Source organism: Planctomycetia bacterium (assembly GCA_021413845.1).
Classification (GTDB): Bacteria; Planctomycetota; Planctomycetia; order Pirellulales; family PNKZ01; genus PNKZ01.
This window is the reverse complement of sequence record JAIOPP010000057.1, coordinates 111549-132093: the sequence shown is the minus strand read 5'-3', so window position 1 is coordinate 132093 and position 20545 is coordinate 111549. Positions and strand designations below refer to the sequence as shown.

Here is a 20545-nt window from a genome sequence, read left to right as displayed (position 1 = left end):
CACGGGGCTAAGTAGTTGCAGCATCTGCCGGAGCGGCGCCGGCCGGTGCTTCGTCACGCTTCGCGAGCAGTCGCGCTCCGGTGGTCTTCAGCCATTCGTCGTCGGGCACGTTGTACGGCCGGAACTTCTCGAGCCTCCCTTGCTCTTCGCTGTAGAGCAACGCCCGGTTCGGCCCGAGCCGGCCGGCTGCGGGAGAGTCGATGAGGTTGGCGGAATCGGCTTGGCTCATTTGGAACAGAATGCGGACTTCGAACTCGCGCATCGCGGCCCGATCGAAGGTCCGTTGGAAGTTGTTCAGCGAGTCGCACCAAATGATCGTGTGGATCCCGAGCGACGGCCCTTCACGGAGAATATTGGCAAGCTGCTTGCCGGGATTCGGTTTCTCTTCGCCGCGACCGAAGCCGAAATCATCTTCCGCTTTACGCAGATCGCGGAAGCGCTGGAGATCGTGGACGACGAGGTAGATTTCGCCGACGCCGACCGCTCCATCGGCCTGGCGCTTCGTGAGTTCTTGGGAAATCTCACCGACCAGCCGGCCGGTATCGCGCAAGCCGCCGACTTGGCAGCGATGCGGAAAGGTCGCGCTTGCTCGTTGCCAGTAGCCGGCGTGCATCGCATCCGGCGGCGAACCGTCGAGCACGTAGAACGAAGCCCCGCGCTGAGTATCGGCCGAGTGCTGCGCCGCGAGGCTCGTAAGCGCCACGACTTCCATCGCCAAAGCCGCTTCGCCTTGCTGACCCAAGATAAGTGCGTTGCTGCCCCCTTGTCGGCGGAACGTGATCATCGTCGGATCTTTAATCGCGATCGCTTCGCCGAGCCAAGCGTGGGCCGCAGTGAGTTGCTCGGCCCAACGAGGCGCATCGAGCGCGGCCGTGAGTAGATGGTTTTTCTCGATATTCGCCGGCACATTTCCTTCGAACACGATCTGCGGCGTTGCCGGAAGCACGTTGCGCTGTTCGGCAAGCGCGCGGATCCGTTTGAGGTAATCTTCTCGTTTGTCATCCGTCAGCCAAACGACTTGAAACAGATGGTTCCCTTCGACGCGCCCGTTGGCGTCGTTGTAGATCGCTTCGCCGGGACGCGTGAGAAGTCTGGCCGCCGGATTGTCTTCGCTCAAAATCAAGTGCGAGTCGGCTTCGCTGCATTGCAGCGCGATGCGGATCGCCATTTGGCCGAGCGTCGTGCGGGCGAGGCTATAGGCTCCGCCGAGCGTTTGCGTGCCGAGATGCACATGCACGCCGAACGCACGACCTTGCCGCACCAAGCGATCGAGCAGCAACGACGTTTCTTGAGCGATCTTGTCGTCTTCGATGAAAAACTCTTGGAATTCATCGATGATCAATAGCATGCGCGGCAGATGCTTCCCGGTCGCTTCACGGTAGGATTTCACATCTTGCACGTTCAGATCGCGAAACAGATCGCCGCGCAGCTTGAGTTCGACATCGAGTCGTTGCAGTACGCTCAGGCCGAACTCGCGCTCGCTCTCGATCGCGACGACGCGGGCATGCGGCAGATCATGCGTCGCATAAGTTTTGAACTCGACCCCTTTCTTGAAGTCGATCAGGTAAAGCTCGACTTCGAGCGGGCTATAATAGAGCGCTACGTTCGTAATGAGCGCATGCATCATCGTCGACTTACCGGAGCCCGTCTTACCGGCGATGAGGACGTGTTGCGATGTGCCGTGGCCGAGTTGCAAGTGTTGGCGCTTCGTCGCTCCGGCACGGCCGAGAGGGACATCGATCTCCGAACCGCTTTGCTTCGACCACCAATCGTTGTCGCGTGGGGCGATGAATTCGAACGGCACCTCGACGCGGCTGCCGGCTTTGGCACGTTCGCCGACCCGTTGCAACAGTTGCGTGAACCGGTCTTGCGACGGAGGCGCATCGAGCAGCAGCGGAAGATGTTCCCAGTCGCCGTCTTTGCAGACGAAGCGTTGGTCTTTCCAGACGAGCTTTACCGCGTTTTGCTCGAGATCCGAGAGATTGAAGCCGTGCGGGAGTCGCTGCTTCATGTCGACGCTCATCAGCGTGTAAACGCCGCACCGAGCGCCGCTGGAAATGATCGACATCAAATGCCGCGCGGCATTGTCCGTAAAGTTGAACGGAAAGTTGGCGACGACGAGAATGCGATACGGTTCGGCGACTTCGCCCGCATGGCGATTGTAGTCTTCGATGGTGTCGAATTCGTTGCGTAAGTATTTCTGAATCACGTTCGCCATGTGCGAAGTGAGGTCGGCGAGTCGCTGTTCGATGAACTGCGGCTCCGTCCAGATGCGGCTACCGACGAGCTTCTCGTCGAAGTCGGCGAGATGCATGAAGCCGGCGAAGTTTTGTCCGAGCCCGACGGGATCGATGATCGTGAAGCGAACTTTTCCGGCCGGCAACGACGTGAGGAATCGCATCATCACGGTTTGCAGCGTTTGCACCGCCTCGGCGCGGCCGGAGCCGCTCGTCTTGATGAGCATCGAGCAGCGTTCGGGAAACGACAACATCGCCGGCAACGTATAACGCGGCGGATTGCGATTGCCGAGTCGATCGACCGGTAGCTCTCCGCCCGGAAGACGATCGAGCGTGACATCGAACTTACCGAATTGCAAAACCGGAGCGATCCCCTCGCCCGGTTCCCATTTGTCCCAACTCTTATCGTTCCATGTCGGGAACAAGCCGCGACAAACGCGGCCGATCTCTTCGGTCTCCGAGCGAATGCGTTCGACGCCGGTATGCCAGAGCGCGGAAATCCGTTGCCAATCTTGATCGAGTAGTTCCTGGGCGTCGTTCTTCGCTTGCTGCAAGTCGTCGTCGGCCGCGACCAGGGCTTTCTCTCGTGCCGTTTCCAGATCGGCGGCACGCTGCGGAAAGTTGACCTGCGCGTTGCGGACATGCCCTTCGTGCAACTCCCGCATCTGTGCTAGTTGCGGCACATACTTCTGTTCCAACGCCGCACGCTTCCGATCGCGAGTCTCCACGGAGACTTGCTCGCGAGTCTTGAAATCGAAGTCGGCTTGCGCCAGATCGTCGTCGTGACGCTTCTTGATTTCGGCTTGCATTTTCCTGGTGCGATTTAATTCTTGGCAGAGCCAGCGGCGCCGAAGTTCTTCGACGGCGATCATCGTCTTGAGAAACCCCGCGTGCAGTTGCACGACTTGTTTCTTGCCGAGCTTCCACAACCAAATGCAAAGGCCGATCCCCGCCAGCAATCCGCATCCGGCTGCGATCCCGATCGGTAAGGGGTCCTTCCACTCGACGGCAAACCCTACCGGCACGGCTACCAGTGCCGCTGGGAATGCCGCAACCCACAACGGCGCAATGCCTCGAAAGAGCGACGGTACGAACTTCGTTCGCAATTTTCCCAACAGCGCTTCGGCCGTTTGAGCGTGCTCTTGCCATTGCTTGGCCGGTTCTTCCAGCGGTTCTCCCGGATCCATCTCTTCGATCGGTCGTTCGTCGTCGACGACGCGGCTCGGCAGCGGCCGACGCAACTCGATCAGTCGTTCGAAGAAGGCCGTTTCGAGTTCCGCGATCCGCTCGGACTTGAGCTTGATCTGCTTCTCACGTTCTTTGAATTCGCGTCGAGGGACATGCTTCTTCGCATCGTAGACCGTATTGCCTTCCCAGCGGGCCTGCTCATGGTTGTGTTTGGCCGAGCGCATTTCTCCCGAGTAGGCATCGTTAACGTCGCGGGTCGACGTGTGATACTCGCGTTCGCATGATTCGTATTCGAGCCGGAGTCGGCCGTTGACCGCTTCGCGAACCTCTGCGAACTCACGATCCAAGACTGCCCGCTTCTTCCCGAATTCGTCGTGAGCCCGATTTCCCGCTGCTTCGTGCGCGAGCCGCGCTTCGGAGAGTCGTTGTTGATAACGTGCTTCGGCTTCTTCGCCGGCAGCCTTGCGACGTTCGACCATGCCGACGAGATCGCGCAACACCGCGTTTTGCTGCTGAACGAGTTCGGGTTCCGCCATGAATTCCTCAGGTTGTCTCATTCAGGTTCGAGCTTCGGTCATTGTCGATCGGGCGAGCAAGCGTCGTACGCTTTTACGAGGGTCAGCCCGAGCCGCTCGATCGCCTTCAATGCCGTTTCGACCGGCTCGTCGAGCGGCGCAACATGCGTTTCCTCGAAGCGTCGGGCGACGTCGTCGCTCCAGATCTCTTTCGTCTCGTCCCATTTGGCGCGTAAGTCTTTGATCGCGAAGCGAAGCGATCCGACGACGGGGGTAAGATCTCCCTGTTTCACGGTGCTTGTGCTCCTGCATCGCGAGCTATCGGAGCGACGCCTTCGGTCGCCGACGTCTCTGCGTTTTTCGCGGTCGGTCCCGTAGAAAGGTTCGCCGATGTCGTTTCCGAGCCGGTCAGTGAGAGGCCGGTGACGCTCGCGCCCGGCGTTGCGATCGCGAGATACGACTCGATGATGTCGGTCATCCGATCGAGCGACGACAGCGCGGCCGGCACGCTCGAGTCGAGCAGGTTATTCAATTGGGCGACGGGGCCACGGTATTCCTGAACTTCTTGCTCGACCGTGATGTACCACTGCTTGACGAGTTTCAATTTCTCTTGGGCCTCAGCGAGCTTGGCTTGCGCGCGACGCAGCATCAATATTTCTTCCGAGTCGGAAGCTACGTTGCCGAACGTGGCGGTGATGCGTTTACGATGCAGCGCCCCATGGGCTTCGTTGACCTTTTCTTCGCGTCGCCGAATCTCGTTTTTCCAATAGCCGACTTGATCCTTCTCAAGCCAGTCGAGCATGCGACGAATTTCCAACTCGGCCGCGAGAAGCGCATTGCGCGCGGCATCGCCGAACTTGGAATAGACGGCCCGAAAATCTCGAAAGGCGTCGACCGAGCCGACGCGTGCCTGTGAATCCATGCTGCGCGTCTACCGCTGTTGGAGATATTCTTCGACGCGCTCGGCTTTGCGGAGCAAAAACGGAATGTGTTGACTCGAAGACTCGAGGAAACGTCCGACGACCTGCATCGTCTGATCGAATTCCTGCACGAACTTTTCGTGCTCCTGGTCGCGCCACGTTTGCCCGAGGCTGCCCATTTGTGCTCGCAGCAACGAGGTTTGCGATTGGAGTTCGCTACAGAACACCTTCAAGTTATTGGCAAACCGGCGAACATCGGCCGGATTGACGATGGCTTGCGACATAAGCGCCTCGGTACCTAGTGGATTGTGTGAACGGCACGGATGACTAAGACGTGACCATTACGCACTCTATCCACATTCTATCGTAAGACTTGCGTCTGACGAAACGGGATCGTTGCTTTCGCCTTGGAGGTTGGCTTACGAGCCGAACTGCGAGCGAAGCTTGAAGTAATAACGCTGGATGTCGGCAGCGCAATTTCGCCCTTTGGCCGACATGGTGAGGCAGTGCGTATTCGCTGAATTCGCTTTGGCAACAGCGGCTTTCACTCGAGCAACGGTCCCTTCGCGGACGTCGTCGGCCACGTCGTCGGCGCTAAGTCCGAAGCAGCCACAGAGCGGGGCGTCGGAGTCTTTCGGCCACACCGAGCGCAGTAAATCGGTTGAGACGAGGAATCGCTCGAAGTCATCGAAATAGATCACTTCGCAGCGCGGAAACTCGCAGAAGTAGGCTGTTTCGGAGATTTCATGTCGCCTTTCAGTCTGAACGAATGCCGCGAGGGTAACTGCGGGCACACCTAACCCCAAGCTTCCGCAGCGAGGACAACGCCCCCCATTTCCTTCTGCCTCTTTAACGAATGCCTTATTCATCGTTCTCCGGACTTGACGGGGTGTTCCCCTCTAAGTGAGGGAGTGCATCGATATACCAATGGGCTATAATCTGACCGGGGGAGTAGAAGAGATCGATCCTATCCCGCGAGATATGGGGAAATCCACTTTTATAGGGCGTTGAATTATTGCTAAATCATAACCTATTTGAGCGGCCTAAAATGCGTTCACTTGGGTTCAATAGCAGCAACAAGGCGTAGTGTTTTTATACCATTGCTGTTTACTGCACTTTTCGGCGAGGGCGATGTCGCACAAGGCACTACCAATGACATCGTCGTCTAGCACGGCTTGCCCATGCCTGCCAACGGAACGAACGACCTGTCGAAATCTTCGATCGTGCGGAGCGCGAGCGTGAGTAGCACGTTGCCCACCGATTCTACGAAGCTTCATTCTCCGCCCATCGGCACGGCGTCCGTTTCGAGCGAAATAAAGCAGCTTAGCGACGCGAAGCAAGCCGACGATTCGCATTCTTCGGCAGCCCTGCAACGAAAAGCAGACCTGCTTCAATCGATCCTCGACAGTCTAGCCGATGGACTTGCGGCAGTCGATCAAACGGGTCGTTTCACGCAATTCAATCCGGCGGGCGAGCAGATTCTCGGCCGAGGAATTGCCGAAGGACAAGTCCCCGACCTTTCCGAGGCCTACGGCCTTTTCCTACCCGACGGTCAGACGCAGTTTCCGCACGACGAACTTCCGCTCATCCGCGCTATGTGGGGCTTCCGTTCGCGCGATGTCGAGATGATCGTCCGAAATGAAAGCATTCCCGAAGGGCGCTGGCTCAAGGTAACTGCCGCGCCCGTGAAGGATGAACGAGGCGGCTTGGCTGGTGGAGTCGTGTTGTTTCGCGACAACACGGCGACGAAGCAGATGCAACAAACGTTGGCTGCCGAACGGCTTTATTTACGCCACCTCATCGCCGTGCAAGATCGCGATCGAACACTCACGGCCTACGATCTGCACGACGGCATCGTGCAACTCATGACCGGAGCGCTCTTGCGGCTCGAAGCTTGCAACGCCCGCGACGTCGCTCAAGCCGACGCGAAACACGAAGACGTAACAACCGCCACGCAGCTATTGCGCGACGCTCTTGAAGAAGCCCGACGTCTCGTAGGCGGCTTAAGCCCTCCCGTGATCGATGAGTTGGGGGTCGTCGGTGCGATCGACTATTTGGTCGCGAATCACGAGGCCAAGGACGGTCTAGAGATCGAATTCACGCATCAACTCGAAGCCCGTCGTTTCCCGGCGGTGGTCGAATCGACGATTTTCCGCATCGTGCAGGAAGCTCTGAACAACGTCGTGCGACACGCGGCGACGAAGCGAGCCGCGGTGAAGCTCGAACAACGAGATCAGCAGTTGAGTTTGACGGTTCGCGACTGGGGTTGCGGTTTCGAAATCGGGAACCGGAAGGCGAAACGCTACGGTCTGCGAGGAATCGAAGAACGAACGCGACTATTGAACGGAACGATTCGCATCGAGAGCGAGACGGGACGGGGGACGTCGATCGACATCGTGTTGCCGACCAACCCCACGCCGTATGACACCAACGAAACGTAATCATGAGCATCAAAGTTCTCATCGTCGATGACCACGAAGTGGTTCGTTTAGGAATCGCCGGCTTGTTATCCCAATCGGATATCTCCGTCGTCGCCGATGTCGGCACCGGCGAACAAGCGATCGCCGCGGTGAAGAAATGGAAGCCGAACGTCGTGTTGCTCGACGTCCGCATTCCGGAAATGGACGGGCTCACCGTGCTGAGCCGGCTGCGGATCGACGACTCGCAAGTGAAGATCGTGATGCTCTCGACCTATGATAATCCGACCTATGTGGCTCGGGCCGTGGCATTGGGAGCGAACGGGTATCTCTTGAAATCAACCTCACGTCACGACCTGATCGCGGCCATTCGCAAGACTGCCGCCGGCGAAGACGTTTGGACGCGCGAAGAGTTGCGCCGAGTTACCGGCGCGCTTGCGACGCCGCGTATGGCTGGCGAAATCGAAGTGCCGCTGACGCAACGCGAATCGGAAGTGCTTCGGCAATTGGCGCATGGCCTCACGAACAAAGAAATCGGCCAAGCGCTCGGGATCAGCTACGAGACCGTGAAGGAACACGTGCAGCACATCCTGCGCAAGATCGGCGTGAACGATCGGACGCAAGCTGCGGTTTGGGCCGTGCGCAAAAATCTAGTTTAAGCGAATCGTTCGCTCCCTTTACGTTTTAACAAGGGCGCGGCATCGCCGGTTTCGCCGGCCTCTGCGATCGGCTAGAATTCGCGCCTCTTAAGCGTCGCACTTTTCGACGACGCTCCGAGTCGTCGTCTTTTTCCGAGTGCGGAGTGCAACCGTGTCGAAGCCTGCCGATATTCGCCTACTTTCCCTCGAGACGAAGGTAGAGCGATTTGCGTATCGTTCGCCGATCAAATTCGGCGGACGAGTCGTTACCGACGTGACATTATTCCACACGTTCGTCGATGTCGAGACGCGAGCCGGTAAGCGCGGTCGAGGGTTCGGCTCCATGCCGATGGGAAACGTATGGGCTTGGCCCGGCGCGGTTCCGGCACCGGACACCGAACGGGCGCTCGTCGAATTCGCGGAGCGGTTCGCGAAGCAGGCCGGCGGTTATCGCGAATTCGGCCATCCGCTCGATATCACGGTCGCTCTTAGTGAGTTGCATGCAAAGATCGCCGTAGAGGTCGTCAAAGATCTCGGACTCGCTGCACCGATGCCTCGCCTTGCGCAACTCGTCGCCGCAAGTCCGCTCGAAGCGGCGATCCACGATGCACAAGGCCGCACGCTCGGCGCGAATTCCTATAACCTGCTTGGGCCTGAGTTCATGTCGCACGACTTGGCGCATTATCTCACGCCTGAATTCGCCGGCGAGTATCTCGATCGCTATACGCTGCGCACGCCGAAACCGCAGATGCCGCTGTATCACTTGGTCGGCGCGTTGGATCCGTTGGCCGATTCCGACGTCGTGAATCGCCTCGACGACGGCTTGCCGAACTCGTTGCCGGAGTGGATCGCGTTCAACGGGTTGACGCACTTAAAGATCAAGCTCAACGGCGACGACTTGGATTGGGACGTAAGGCGAGTCGTTGAAGTCGAGAAGGTCTCAACTCCGGCACAAGCGGCACGGGGCTGCGATACTTGGCATTATTCTTTAGATTTCAACGAAAAGTGCGGCAACGTGCAATACATTCTCGACTTCCTGGCGCGAGTCGAAGCGGAGTCGCCGGCAGCTTTTCGTCGAGTGCATTACATCGAGCAACCGACGCACCGCGATCTTAAGGCGCATCCCGAAAATAAGATGCACGCGGCCGCGAAGATCAAGCCGGTCGTCATCGATGAGTCGCTACTCGATCTCGAAAGCTTGATGCTCTGTCGCGAACTCGGCTATTCCGGCGTGGCGCTCAAGGCGTGTAAGGGGCATACCGAAGCTCTGCTCATGGGAGCGGCTGCGCAGAAATACGGGATGTTTCTTTGCGTGCAAGATCTCTCTTGTCCCGGCGCTTCGTTCTTGCACTCGGCGAGCCTCTCGGCACGTATTCCATCCGTGCAAGCGATCGAGGGGAACGGCCGGCAATACTGCCCTAAGGCCAACGAAGGGTGGCGCGATCGCTATCCGTCGATGTTCAAGGTCACCGACGGGATGGTCGGTACGTCGTGTCTCACCGAGTCGGGACTGGGTTTTTCGTGGAGCGGCTCCTAAGAATTTTCCCGACGCACGGTGGTCGATTTCAAGCCGGCGATGGTTAATCGTCGATCGGTGAAGTCGTCCTCGGTAGTGGCGACGAAGACGACGTGAAATGTTTCGTCTGCGTAAGGTTTTACGGCAGACCCTCTTTCAATGCCGGCTGCCTCGCGCTCAGGCGGCCGATGCACTGGAATGGCGCAAACCCATGTCACCAAGAACTATTCATTTCCTAAGGTGAATTCAACAATCGGTTCCTAAGATGTTCGCTCGGCTTGCGATGCGAATAGGGCTTAAAAGGCCTGGATGGAAAACACCGCTTGCCCTCTCGGCTTGGTATGCACTTTGCATTTGACTAGGGCTCGCGTCTGCGGCACCGACGCCGGGACCGTTCGGTTCTTCGAGAATTAGGGAGTGTGAAAAGTGGTTTCATCAGACAGCAGTTCGATCGCCGGGGTGATTGCCGTAGCAGCAAACGAATCGGATCGTGACGTCGATCTGCGACGTCGAGTCGTCTCGTTTCTCACCGATAGCAATATGCCGGGGCTTCGCCAATTGCGAGTCGATGCGGTCGATGGAATCGTCACGCTCCGCGGCACCGTGCGGACTTATTACGAAAAGCAACTTTCGCAACAACGCTGCAAGCGGGTCGCCGGAGTCGTTCGGCTGATCGACCGTGTAGAAGTTGCAAACTAAGGTCGCAGTTTACAATTTTATAGAAATAGGCTGCTCGAATCGCTCATAGGATTTCGTTCGCTGAACTTGCGTCATCGTTTTCAAGAACGAAGTTGCAATAGATCACGACGAGGCCAAGAGCAGGTTCGAGCAGTTTTTTCGTTTACTGAGTTTTCAGCTTACTGAGCCGAAGAGAAGCTCTCCGCCGGCGATCGTCGCTTGCACCTTAAGCGAAAGGTTTGCTCCGGTCGTGCTTCCGCCGTCCAACGTGAAGAGCGCGAGATCGGCTCGATCGCCGGGGCGCAGTCCGCCGTGCGGAGCGTCGATGAGGCGGGCCGGACCTGTCGAGGCCATCGTCACCGCCGTCTGCAGATCTACTCCTGCGAACCGCATGACGTTCGCAATGCCGAACCCGATCGGAAGCGATGCGCCGGCCAGTAGTTGATCTTGCCCGGCGATGACGAGCCGGCCGTCGGCGAGAATCTCAAGCTCGCAGCCGCTTGATTGGTAGCGACCGGCTGGAAGCCCTGCGAGCCCTGAAACGTCGCTGACAAGAATGACGCGCTCGGGCGTCTTCGCGCGCACCATCGACTTCACGACCTCGCCCGGCAGGTGATGCCCATCGACGATAAGGCTCGCCGTCAGGCGATCTTCCGCGAGTTGGTCCCAGAGATAGTTGGGATGTCGTCGGAGCATGCGATGTGCGCCGTTTCCGAGATGCGTGCTGAGCTTCGCTCCCGCATCGACGGCGGCGCGGATCTGCGCCCCATCGGCGCCCGTATGGCCGATCGCCACGCAAACGCCGGTCTCGCTTACGCGCGCGATGAACTCTGCCGAGTCGGGGAACTCGCACGACATCGTGAGAATCCGAATCCGCCCGCCGGCCGCATCTTGCAGCCGACGAAAAGCGTCGAAGTCGGGATCGCGGCAATGTTCCTTCGGATGCGCGCCGCGCGGGCCGTCTTCGGTACAGAAGAACGGCCCTTCGAGATGGATGCCGACGACGTACCGAGCCACTTCCGGAATCGTTTCGCAGGCGGAATGGATCGTGCTTAGCCCATGCGCGAGGCAAGCGTAGCTTTGCGTCGTGAGTGTCGGGCAGTAGCCCGTAACGCCGAACGGATAATGCTCGCGCGTGACTGCGGCAACACGCTCCGGAGTGAGCTCGAAAGAGCTGAACTCTTGCCCTCCCCAACCGTTCACCTGCACGTCGACGAACCCGGGAGCGACCCACGGCAATCGTGCGGCTCGCGGCCCGAGGTTCGCAATTTGCTCGACAGTGAGCGGACGAACGCGGCTGATGCGGCCTCGATCGATCGAGACGGTGACGAACTCAAGCGTGTCGTAGCGACGAGCGGAGAATTCTAGCGGCGGCATAATCATCTCGACGTTGCGATGCGGCGAAAAGAATCGCCGAAGCGGAAACGCTTAAGATGAACTACCGACGCTCGGCCGGCAACTCCCGACGACTCTACCAAGTACCGATTCCGGAAACGCCCATGGCCGGAACTTGCCGAGCATCGATCGAGATGGCCGTCGTCGGCGTGCCGCCCCAGTAATAAGGGCGGCGCGAATTCGAAGCCCAGGTCGGCGAGTAGTGGTACATGTGCGGCGTCGTATACGCCATCGGACGCGAAGGGCTTACGCCGTACCATTCGCAGGAAGCGATACGCGCCTTGCGCTCTGCGGCGGCTCGCTCGGAGTTGCGGCGTACCTGTAGTTGCGGATTGTTATAATCTTGCCGCATTTGTTCGTAGAACCACATCTCAGGGGTCGGCGTCAGCGCCCCGAGCGACAACGGCACATGCTGTGTCGGCCCGAGGACGATCGGCGTCGTGGCCGTCTCGTGTGGTGGAAGCGTGTAAGTGTTCGTCGGAAGCGTCGTCGTTGGGCGCGTCTCGGTTACGATCCGTGAATTACTTACCGGAGTGCTCGGAGTCGGAGAACTTGGTGCCGGGGTGCTCACTACCGGGATGCTCGGCGCAGTGATCGTGGTCGGCGTCCCAGTAGGTAGAGTGCCCTTACTCGCCGTTCCCGTGCTCGCAGGCTTTGGGGTCGGCGTGGGAGCGGCCGAGCGGGCCGTCTTCACCTCGATCGTCGACTGCGCCATCGAAGGATAGCGGAGAGGTGTCGTGTTTGGGGTTTGCGCCAGCGACATCGGAAGCACGATCGCACCGACGACAAGCGACGCGAACAACGAGTAGACGACTTTCATCTGAGTTTCCCCCGAGATCGACCTGCCGACGTAAAGCTCTTTCGGCGCGGCCGTCGGTCGACGGGATACTCGCGCCTACAATCCGATTCGGCCGGCGCACCCGACAGGGTTGAGAAACTTTTCCGTTTATACCGGAAGTAACGAAGACGCGAGCCTTGCCGGCAAGGCCGTGCAACTAAGCCGCGGGCACGCGCGAAGCGTGCTTGCTACGTTAGGCGACGTCGCGGGGATGCGTGAGGAAGCCGCGGTAGCGTTCCGCGTCTCCTTCGACGACCAGCAGTTGGATCCGCTCCGCTTCGCGCCAGCCGGCCAACGTGAAGCCGCCGGTCGTGATAGGGTTTAACGGCTGATCCGGAAGAGACGGGATGTCGGGCGAGCCGCGTCGGCCTTCCGCAGCCAAGACGTAGAGCGTCGCCGACTTTTCATTCGGGCCCGCCAGTTCGTAAGCGACACCGGCGCGGCCCAGGAAACGGCCGTCAAGCTTCCGCCACCGCTGCACGCTTCTAAGACCGACGAGCAATCGGCTCATCGGAAATTCGGCCGGAGCGGGAACACGAGAAACGGGAACGGCCTCGCGGGGCTGTGCGTCGCTCGATTGATGGTAGGCAAGCGTCTGATCGAGTACATCTTCCAGCGTGAGGTCGGGCCGCTCCGTCGCTTGCCGCCACCACAAGAAACTTAGTCCGGCCGCGGTCGACGCGAGGGCGCCGCCGGCAATTCGTAGCCAACGACGTCGCGAAAGTTGCCGGTCGCCGTTCTCGGCAAGTTCTAGCGGTGCGGCAATTTCCCCAGCACCGATTTCAGCGGTACTACGCGCGGCGACCTGCTCGAACTCTTGCTCGGCTTGCTGCTGCGCGATTGCGGCGGTGAGCCGGTTCAACAAATTCGTGGGAACGGAGACGGCGCTGAATGCGGTAGCGACGACGTGGTCGAATTGCTGCAGCGAACGGTATTGCGCGGCTAGCTGTTCGTCCGCTCGCATCGCGGCTCGCACCGCTGCGGAAGTTTCCGGCGGTAGCTCGCGATCAAGATCTTCGGAGCCGGGACGACAAGCATCTAACGCTAGGTAAGCGGCGGCCGGCGACAACGATGGTGCCGACGTCAGCGGCGTATCGGAAGCGGATTGTTCGGGTCGGTCAGCCATCGTGCCCTTCGCGTTGCCTTAAGTATCGCGCGCTCTGGAGATCGTCGCTTAGTTCGCCATCGTTGGGTCGCTATCGTCGGGTCGTCAGTTCGTCTTCCACAAAGCGATCGGGGAGCCGGGGTTCGCTTGCTTTCAAGTTGCTTCGTTCGGTGGTTTCTTTCTCGCTCAGTTTTCGCCGCAGTTGCTCTTTCGCTCGGGAGAGCCGACTCATGACGGTGCCGATCGGCGTGTCGGTCGCTGCTGCAATCTCGCGATAGGAAAGATCCTCGAAGTAGAACATCGTCAGCATCAAACGCGCGTCGGCGGAAAGTTCGTTGAGCGCATTTTGCAATTGCTCGGCATCGATCTCGCTCTCCGGCGGAATGCTTGCCGCGCAAAGCTCGAGATCCAGATCGCAATGGTCGGCCGAAAGGGGACGACGTTTGCGATACGCCTTCAAAAAACAGCTGCGAAGAATCGCCATCAACCAACCGAGAGCGGCTCGCTGGTCGCGAAGCTGCCCTAGGCTGCGGTGAGCCGTGAGGAACGTCTGCTGCGTTAGGTCTTCCGCATCGGCAGTCGACCCTGAAAGTCGAAAAGCCGCGCGGTAGACCGCCGCATGATGTTCCGCGACCAGACGCGTGATATCGGCGCTCGTCGAACCGTCCAAAATGGCGATCCCTAAGGTAAGAGACTCGAGCGGGCTCGGTTATTCCGTAAGCCGGAATAATCGAACGAAATCATATTGGCAGACTGGATAAGGAAGAATTTCGGGAGGAATCGACTCCCCATACTTTGCGCGGGGTGCCGGCATCGCTAGACTGATGCCCATTGCTTGGCGGTCTTTAATACGTTCGCTACGCATCATAATTTATTTTGATTCTTCAGGGAATAATTCCCCGTACCTCGGGGATCATGTATTACGGCTTCCGCTAGCAGGATGGACCTGTCGGGCGAGCAGAGCCGTAGGGTCGATTAGGCGAAAGGTTAATTACTATGAAGAAGCTTGCCATGATTGCGTTGTTGGTTTGTCTCGGTGTCGCCGGTTGCAGCGAGCCTGCCAGGCCGACCGGTTCGGCTGCTGGTGGTAGCGCCGGTTCGGCCGCTGCTAAGCACTAGTCGTTGGAAGTCGCCGTTGATTTCATACACGCGGGGGATGCAGCATTTCAGCTTCATCCCCCGCTGTTTTTTTATCAGGGAATAAAACCGGGGCCATCTCGGCTCTTAATTCTAGATCGACGGATCTTCGACCTCGAGCGATGAACACGGTTACGGCGCTTTGACGCACTCCATCGTGTAGATCTTTCTCGACTTCAAGAAAACGATTTCAGCCGTCGCATCGCCCACTCTTTTCGAAAAGGATTTTAAGATGAAGAAGTTTGCTCTACTCGCCGCGTTGCTGTGCCTCGGGTTCACCGGTTGCGACGACAAGGCTGGAAAGCCGACCGGTACGGCCGCCAGCGCGACCACGAAGACGACCGAAACCAAGACCTCGACGAGCACGCCGGACGGCGGCTCTTCGAAGACGGAAGTCAAGACCGAGACCACGAAGCCTGCCGCCGTCGCTCCTTCGGCGACCGGAACCGGCAGCTAAGCTCAACACCTAAGCAAAGTGCTTTGGTTCGTTAAACGAAAACAGGGTGCGCGACATTCAAGTCGCGCACCCTGTTTCATTTACCGAATACTTCGTATCGAAGTCGGCGGCTACTTTTTCTTCTTCGTGATCGTCGGCTTCACGGCCGTATTCCTGACGCCCGTCGTTCTCGTCGCATCCGTGTTGTTCTTATTCTTGTTCATCCGGTCGTAGTATTGCTGTTCTTGTCGGCGGTAGGCTTCGAGCGTGCCCGGCATCAGGATCATGTCTTGATAGAAAACCGACTTCGGAATTAGGCCGTCGGGGGTCATCACGAACGGGCTTGGCGCCCCGCGCCCGCGAGCTTCCGCGGCTTGCGGTGCAATGAGCGAGAGCGCGATGGCCGAGACGATGAGCGAGCAAACGATGCGACTTTTCATGGGACGCTGTTCCTTTTGCGAATCCATCTTTTCGTGAGGCGATAATCGCGGCCTTCACGGTGCGGCGCGGTATTCGGCGGCACACGCTTTAGCTTCCCGCTAGAAGCAGAACGCCGAAAGCGCAATCCAGCGACGTTAACGCTTAGTAACCTCGAAAACGGCGACAGTCTTACGAACCTGAAAGAAGACCGAGCGCTGCGGATGCTACCGCAAATTTTCAGGTCAAAAAGCGGGCGATGAGTAGCCGCGCGCCACCGGATGAATGCTCGGCAAACGCTCGCGGCCGTTAAGCCGCTTTTTTCCGCCGCGAGCGCGCGATCTTCGGCTCTTCTTTCGAGGCCGCGTTTTCCGCGACGACTACGCGCGGTTCCGTCGCCGCGACATCGCCTTTGCCGAGTGGCGGGGCGACGAGCTGCTGCGCGACATGTTGCAGCGTACCTGATGCGATCGCCGGCTTGGCGGGAGCCAGCAGGTTTGCCAAGGCCTGCTTCGTCCGCTGCTCAAGTTCATCGAGTAGTCGCAATAATTCGTCTTGGCGTGTTTCTAAGTCGGCCAGAAGATTCGCGGAGTTCGATTCTTGCGTCACGAGGGAACCTCTGCCAAGGCGATGATGGAAGAGCGTCGCATGACCTGCCGATCAGCAGGAAGTGCGACACTCCGCGCGGGGTCTCTCTGAAAACCATCGACCGGATATTGCGGATTCTTCGCCCTGTTTCTCGTCTCCGGCGTTCGGCCCGTCGGGGGCTCGACGCCGCGTCATGCCGGCAGCCGGCAATGCAGAATTCCGACCTAGGGAGCTTGGCACCCCCTGCTCGGACCGAGAACGTCTCTTTTTCGGGGTTCGCCGGGGCATTCTCTAAGCGGTGGACACGGAACTGCCGAAGCGATAGACTGGCGAGTTCTTTCGGCTGATCTTGTTTTTACATAAGGTGTTTACCGACACATACTAGAATCGTTCCTAGTCGAGTGTGGGTGGCGTTTCGATCCGAGGCAAAGGAGGATTTGTGGTAAAGCTGACTGTTCGGGACAAAGAATCGATCCAGGAAGCGGTCCGTCGTTTCCGTAAGTTGGTAGAGCGCAGCGGGATCAAGAAGGAAATGCGCCGTAAGGAATATTACGAGAAGCCGAGCGAGACACGTCGCCGTGCCCGCCTCCGTTCGGAACGACGTGCGCGTCGTGCGATCACCGGATAAGCAGCGTCCGGTATCGAGAATTCAAGTGCGCGGCATCGCATGCGCTAGCCGTCGCACTTGAAAGCAGAGATCATCTCCAAACGCGTTCGCCGCGTTCGATTACGGCGCCTTGCTTAGCGAGAAGACAGGGAGCAAGAGCGCCAGGCCGATCGTGCCGACGACGACCCCCATGACGCTGATGAGAATCGGCTCGATCATGCCGGTGGCCGTCTTGATCGACGATTCCACTTCATGATCGTAGTAGTTGCTCACCTTTTCGAGCACCTGGCCGAGTTGCGCCGTTTGCTCGCCGGCCGAGATCATTTGCACGATCATCGGCGGGAAGAGGCTGCTAGTCCGAAGCGATTCGCAGATCTCGTTTCCTTGCGTTACTTCGTCGAGCACCTTCAGCCAGAGTTGTTCGTAGTAGTAATTGCCTGAAACTTCGGCCGTGAGCTTGAGTGCCTCGAGCATCGAGAGCCCGCTGTTGAGCATGGTGCCGAGCGTTCGCAACGACCGGCTGATGACGACTTTTCGCGTCACGCTACCGATGAGCGGCGCACTGATGACGAACGAGTCCCAAATCTTGCGGCCTTGCGGCGTGCGTCGTCCCCACACGTAGCAGACGATAAGTCCGACGATCCCGGCGATCCACCAATACCAATGGTGAATTAGCGCGTCGGAAAGAGCCATGCTGATCTTCGTCGGTCCGGGAAGCTTCATTCCCTTCTTCGCGAACAGCGGCGAGAACTGCGGCAAGATGTAGGTCAACAAAAAGATCGTCACGCTGATCGCAATGAACGCCATGATGGCGGGATATGCCATCGCCGACTTTACTTTGCTGCGCATCTCCATCTCTTTGCGAAGATAGAGCGCGACCCGTTCGAGCATTTCGGCCAGCGTTCCGGTCGCCTCGCCGACTTTGATCATCGAGACGTACGTCTTGTCGAAATACTTGGGATGCTTCGCGAGTGCCTCGGAGAAGTCACCGCCGGATTCGACCGACTTACGCATCTCGACGAGAATTTTACGCAGCGTCAGGTTTTTCTCTTGCTCGAGAATTCCTTGCAGTGCGGTCGATAGCGTGATGCCGGTGTCGACCATGATCGCGAGTTGGCACGTGAGATAGATGATGTCGGTGCGCTTGATGCCCGGCGCGAGGATACCTCCGCCGCCACCTTCCTCGATCTCGATCACTTGAAAACCGTCGCGTCGCAAAATCTGCACGGCGTCTTCTTGATTCTGCGCGTCGACGGTCCCTTCGTGCTCTTTGCCGAGGGCATCGCGAACGCGGTATTCAAATGTTGCAGCCGACACGAGCCATCTCCGAAACCAGCACTCTGAAAATCTTCACACGCCCCGCGATGATTACGTCGTGCCGCTCATGATTTCTCCGGCGTCGCGAATATCGCCGGCGATGTGCAACACCTCTTCGATCGTGGTAATTCCTTCGCGCACCTTGCGGAATCCGTCTTGCTTGAGCGTGACCATGCCCTTGCGGTTGGCGGCGGCTTGCACGGCCGCGACCGTGGGGTTCGTCACGACGATGTCGCGAATCTCGTCGTCGACCACGAGCAACTCATGCACGCCGATACGGCCGCTGTAACCGGTGTTGCGGCAGTTCTTGCAGCCGACCCCTTTGTAAAATTCGTCGATCTCGAAGCCCATCTTTTCGATCGCTTTGCGCATGGTGCGAGGCGGCTCGTACGCGGCTTTGCATTTCGGACAAATTCTCCGGAGCAGCCGTTGAGCCAGCACCATGTTTAATGCCGCACCGATCAAATACGATTCGACCCCCATGTTGATGAGCCGTGTGATCGACGAGCAGGCATCGTTCGTATGCAGCGTGCTGAACACCAAGTGGCCCGTTAGGGCGGCTTGAATTGCGGTTCGCGCGGTTTCCTCGTCGCGCACTTCACCGACCATGATCACATCCGGGTCTTGCCGCAACAGCGTACGCAAGGCCTTCGAGAACGTCAGCCCGACGCGCTCTTGAATCTGAAATTGATTGATCAGCGGCAAGTTGTATTCGATTGGGTCTTCGACCGTGCAGACGTTGTTCTCCATCGAGCTGATGTTGTTCAGCATCGCGTAGAGCGTCGTCGATTTTCCGCTGCCGGTCGGGCCGGTTACGAGGCCGATGCCGTTCGGCGCTTTGATCAATTGCGTCAGGCCTGAGAGAATGTCTTCCGAGAAGCCGAGGTCTTCGAGCACGAGCGACACGCTGCGCGTATCGAGCACGCGAATTACCGTCTTTTCGCCTCGATTCATCGGAAACGTACTGCAACGCAAGTCGATCTTTCGACCGTCGAGCATGACGTGGATCCGACCGTCTTGCGGAAGCCGACGTTCGCTGATGTCGAGCCCCGCCATGATTTTGATGCGACTCGTGAGCGCGCTGAGCAGCGTCACCGGCACTTCGAGCGACTTATACAGTCGGCCGTCGATCCGGTAGCGCACGCGCACACACTTTTCGGCCGGCTCGATATGAATATCGCTGGCACCTTCCCTCACCGCGTTGTAGATCACGTAGTTCACGAGCCGAATGACCGGCGATTGACCGGCCACTTCGGCCATATCGCTGATATCTTCGACGGCGTCTTCGATCAGCGTGACGTCGCCCGACTGGGATTCTTCGATGATGTCGTCGATGACGAACACCTTCGAGTTCGGCAGCGACGTAATCATTCGGCGAATGTCTTTCGCCGTCGCCACGACGGTCTGCACTCGCAAGCCGGTCAGCTTCTCGACTTCTTCAATCAAGAACAAGTTCGACGGTTCGGAGAGCGCGAGCGTGAGGATGTTCCGCACGACGAACAGCGGCATCACCAAGTTGTTTTCGATGAATTCGCGAGGCAACACTTCCACGATCTTCTGATCGCAAAGTCGAAGCTCGAGCTTCGCAAACGGCACTCCGTATTCCGCCGCGATGCATTCGGCGATCTGATCTTCCGAGCAAGCCGAGATATCGACGAGGATTTCGCCGAGCAACTTTCCTCGCCCATCCTTCTTCTGCTGATCGAGGGCTGCGCGCAGCCCGTCTTCGGTCAGATACCCGTGGCGCAGCAGCAAGTCGCCGAGCTTGACAGGAGCGGCACCGGGATGAAGAGAAGAACTCATAGGTTATGCCGTGCGAGCGTGGAGCGTGCGAACGTGGTTGCGAGGCGCGTCTGAACGATATCGGGGGTTAGCGGTAGCTCTTCACTGCGTCGATCACGCTCTCGAAGACTTCCAATTGCCGGTCGATACGCGTGATTTCCAATATCTTCCGATTCACGGCGCTGTCCGTCGCAATCTTCAAGTCGCCGCCGAGCGTACGAAGATGCTCCTGCGTCTCGACGAGTGCAGTGAGCCCGGAGCTGTCGATTTGCTCGACGTCGTCGATGTCGAGAATGATCTGAATTCGCTCGAGCGAGTGCAGGAAGTTCTGAAATCGTTCGGCTTGCTCGCGTCCCAGGTCTTGGGGCGCGTGAACGACCATGCAAGCGCCGAAAATTTCCGTCGTAAGGTTCATGTCGAGCTCGCAACGAAAAGGTTCTCGACGATTTTCAATACGTCGCGTGGGCTGAACGGCTTTGCGATGATTTCGATCACGCCGTACTTCGTCTGCAATTCTTCACGCGGTAATTCGTAGCCCTTGCCCGTGAGCATCATGATCGGCAAGTCGCACGTCGCTTCGTCTGCTCGCAGTCGGCGAATAAGCTCCAGCCCTCCCATGCGAGGCATTTGGCAATCCGAGATCAGCAAGTCGGGCTTGTCTCGTTGAATCGTCTCGAACGCCTCTTGGCCGTCGGAGCAGCAGGTGACGCGAAAGCCGGCACGTGTGAGTTTGATTTCCGCTGCGCGAATAATCGCGATCTCGTCGTCGCAAAGTAAAACGTGTCTGCTCATGACTTATCTCCTCTTGAAGATC

21 protein-coding genes are annotated in these 20545 nt (G+C 58.5%); 6 read left to right on the top strand and 15 right to left on the bottom strand.

Annotation, left to right across the window (positions count from 1 at the left end; genetic code table 11):
- Positions 1–7 precede the first annotated feature (7 nt).
- The 5 genes from K8U03_10405 to K8U03_10385 form a co-directional block, all read right to left on the bottom strand.
- A complete protein-coding gene (locus tag K8U03_10405) occupies positions 8–3961 on the bottom strand; it encodes a cell division protein FtsK (protein MCE9605300.1) in 3954 nt (1317 codons plus the stop codon).
- A gap of 38 nt (positions 3962–3999) precedes the next feature.
- Positions 4000–4233, bottom strand: a complete 234-nt coding sequence (locus tag K8U03_10400; protein ID MCE9605299.1) for a hypothetical protein — start codon at positions 4231–4233, stop codon at positions 4000–4002.
- Complete coding sequence (locus K8U03_10395) at positions 4230–4862, bottom strand: hypothetical protein (GenBank protein ID MCE9605298.1); 633 nt, start codon at positions 4860–4862, stop codon at positions 4230–4232. The genes K8U03_10400 and K8U03_10395 overlap by 4 nt, the downstream gene beginning before the upstream one ends.
- 9 nt (positions 4863–4871) lie before the next feature.
- Complete coding sequence (locus tag K8U03_10390) at positions 4872–5144, bottom strand: WXG100 family type VII secretion target (protein ID MCE9605297.1); 273 nt, start codon at positions 5142–5144, stop codon at positions 4872–4874.
- Between the two features lie 135 nt (positions 5145–5279).
- On the bottom strand, positions 5280–5654 hold the full coding sequence (locus tag K8U03_10385; GenBank protein MCE9605296.1) for a hypothetical protein: 375 nt from the start codon (positions 5652–5654) through the stop codon (positions 5280–5282).
- A 444-nt stretch (positions 5655–6098) separates the two neighbouring features.
- Between K8U03_10385 and K8U03_10380 the strand changes: the two genes are divergently transcribed.
- The 4 genes from K8U03_10380 to K8U03_10365 all read left to right on the top strand — a co-directional run bounded on the left by K8U03_10380 (position 6099) and on the right by K8U03_10365 (position 10130).
- A complete protein-coding gene (locus tag K8U03_10380; protein MCE9605295.1) occupies positions 6099–7301 on the top strand; it encodes a PAS domain-containing protein in 1203 nt (400 codons plus the stop codon).
- A 2-nt stretch (positions 7302–7303) separates the two neighbouring features.
- Complete coding sequence (locus tag K8U03_10375) at positions 7304–7936, top strand: response regulator transcription factor (protein ID MCE9605294.1); 633 nt, start codon at positions 7304–7306, stop codon at positions 7934–7936.
- Between the two features lie 151 nt (positions 7937–8087).
- Entirely contained in the window at positions 8088–9452 is a 1365-nt protein-coding gene (locus K8U03_10370) for a hypothetical protein (protein ID MCE9605293.1), read from the top strand.
- Between the two features lie 405 nt (positions 9453–9857).
- A complete protein-coding gene (locus tag K8U03_10365; GenBank protein ID MCE9605292.1) occupies positions 9858–10130 on the top strand; it encodes a BON domain-containing protein in 273 nt (90 codons plus the stop codon).
- 153 nt (positions 10131–10283) lie between these two features.
- On the opposite strand, the gene K8U03_10360 is transcribed toward K8U03_10365, so the two are convergent.
- From K8U03_10360 to K8U03_10345, 4 genes are all read right to left on the bottom strand, one after another.
- Positions 10284–11486, bottom strand: a complete 1203-nt coding sequence (locus K8U03_10360) for an amidohydrolase family protein (GenBank protein MCE9605291.1) — start codon at positions 11484–11486, stop codon at positions 10284–10286.
- 94 nt (positions 11487–11580) lie between these two features.
- A complete protein-coding gene (locus K8U03_10355) occupies positions 11581–12324 on the bottom strand; it encodes a hypothetical protein (protein ID MCE9605290.1) in 744 nt (247 codons plus the stop codon).
- Between the two features lie 211 nt (positions 12325–12535).
- On the bottom strand, positions 12536–13468 hold the full coding sequence (locus K8U03_10350) for a hypothetical protein (protein MCE9605289.1): 933 nt from the start codon (positions 13466–13468) through the stop codon (positions 12536–12538).
- 70 nt (positions 13469–13538) lie between these two features.
- Complete coding sequence (locus tag K8U03_10345) at positions 13539–14117, bottom strand: sigma-70 family RNA polymerase sigma factor (protein ID MCE9605288.1); 579 nt, start codon at positions 14115–14117, stop codon at positions 13539–13541.
- 699 nt (positions 14118–14816) lie between these two features.
- Here K8U03_10345 and K8U03_10340 point away from each other — a divergent pair.
- Entirely contained in the window at positions 14817–15041 is a 225-nt protein-coding gene (locus K8U03_10340; protein ID MCE9605287.1) for a hypothetical protein, read from the top strand.
- Positions 15042–15151: 110 nt separating this feature from the next.
- Here the strand turns inward: K8U03_10340 and K8U03_10335 are convergent, their stop codons facing one another.
- The gene (locus K8U03_10335) at positions 15152–15460 is read right to left on the bottom strand and encodes a hypothetical protein (GenBank protein ID MCE9605286.1); all 309 of its coding nucleotides are present in this window, start codon (positions 15458–15460) and stop codon (positions 15152–15154) included.
- A 286-nt stretch (positions 15461–15746) separates the two neighbouring features.
- Complete coding sequence (locus K8U03_10330; protein ID MCE9605285.1) at positions 15747–16046, bottom strand: hypothetical protein; 300 nt, start codon at positions 16044–16046, stop codon at positions 15747–15749.
- A 418-nt stretch (positions 16047–16464) separates the two neighbouring features.
- On the opposite strand from K8U03_10330, the gene rpsU reads away from it, so the two are divergent.
- The gene (gene rpsU / locus K8U03_10325) at positions 16465–16653 is read left to right on the top strand and encodes a 30S ribosomal protein S21 (protein ID MCE9605284.1); all 189 of its coding nucleotides are present in this window, start codon (positions 16465–16467) and stop codon (positions 16651–16653) included.
- 99 nt (positions 16654–16752) lie between these two features.
- On the opposite strand, the gene K8U03_10320 is transcribed toward rpsU, so the two are convergent.
- The 4 genes from K8U03_10320 to K8U03_10305 form a co-directional block, all read right to left on the bottom strand.
- The gene (locus tag K8U03_10320; protein ID MCE9605283.1) at positions 16753–17949 is read right to left on the bottom strand and encodes a type II secretion system F family protein; all 1197 of its coding nucleotides are present in this window, start codon (positions 17947–17949) and stop codon (positions 16753–16755) included.
- Between the two features lie 51 nt (positions 17950–18000).
- Positions 18001–19752 carry a Flp pilus assembly complex ATPase component TadA gene (tadA, locus tag K8U03_10315; protein ID MCE9605282.1) on the bottom strand — a complete coding sequence of 584 codons (1752 nt, stop codon included), beginning with the start codon at positions 19750–19752 and terminating at the stop codon, positions 18001–18003.
- Between the two features lie 67 nt (positions 19753–19819).
- Positions 19820–20146, bottom strand: a complete 327-nt coding sequence (locus tag K8U03_10310) for an STAS domain-containing protein (GenBank protein MCE9605281.1) — start codon at positions 20144–20146, stop codon at positions 19820–19822.
- A complete protein-coding gene (locus tag K8U03_10305; GenBank protein MCE9605280.1) occupies positions 20143–20523 on the bottom strand; it encodes a response regulator in 381 nt (126 codons plus the stop codon). The genes K8U03_10310 and K8U03_10305 overlap by 4 nt, the downstream gene beginning before the upstream one ends.
- Between the last annotated feature and the right edge of the window lie 22 nt (positions 20524–20545).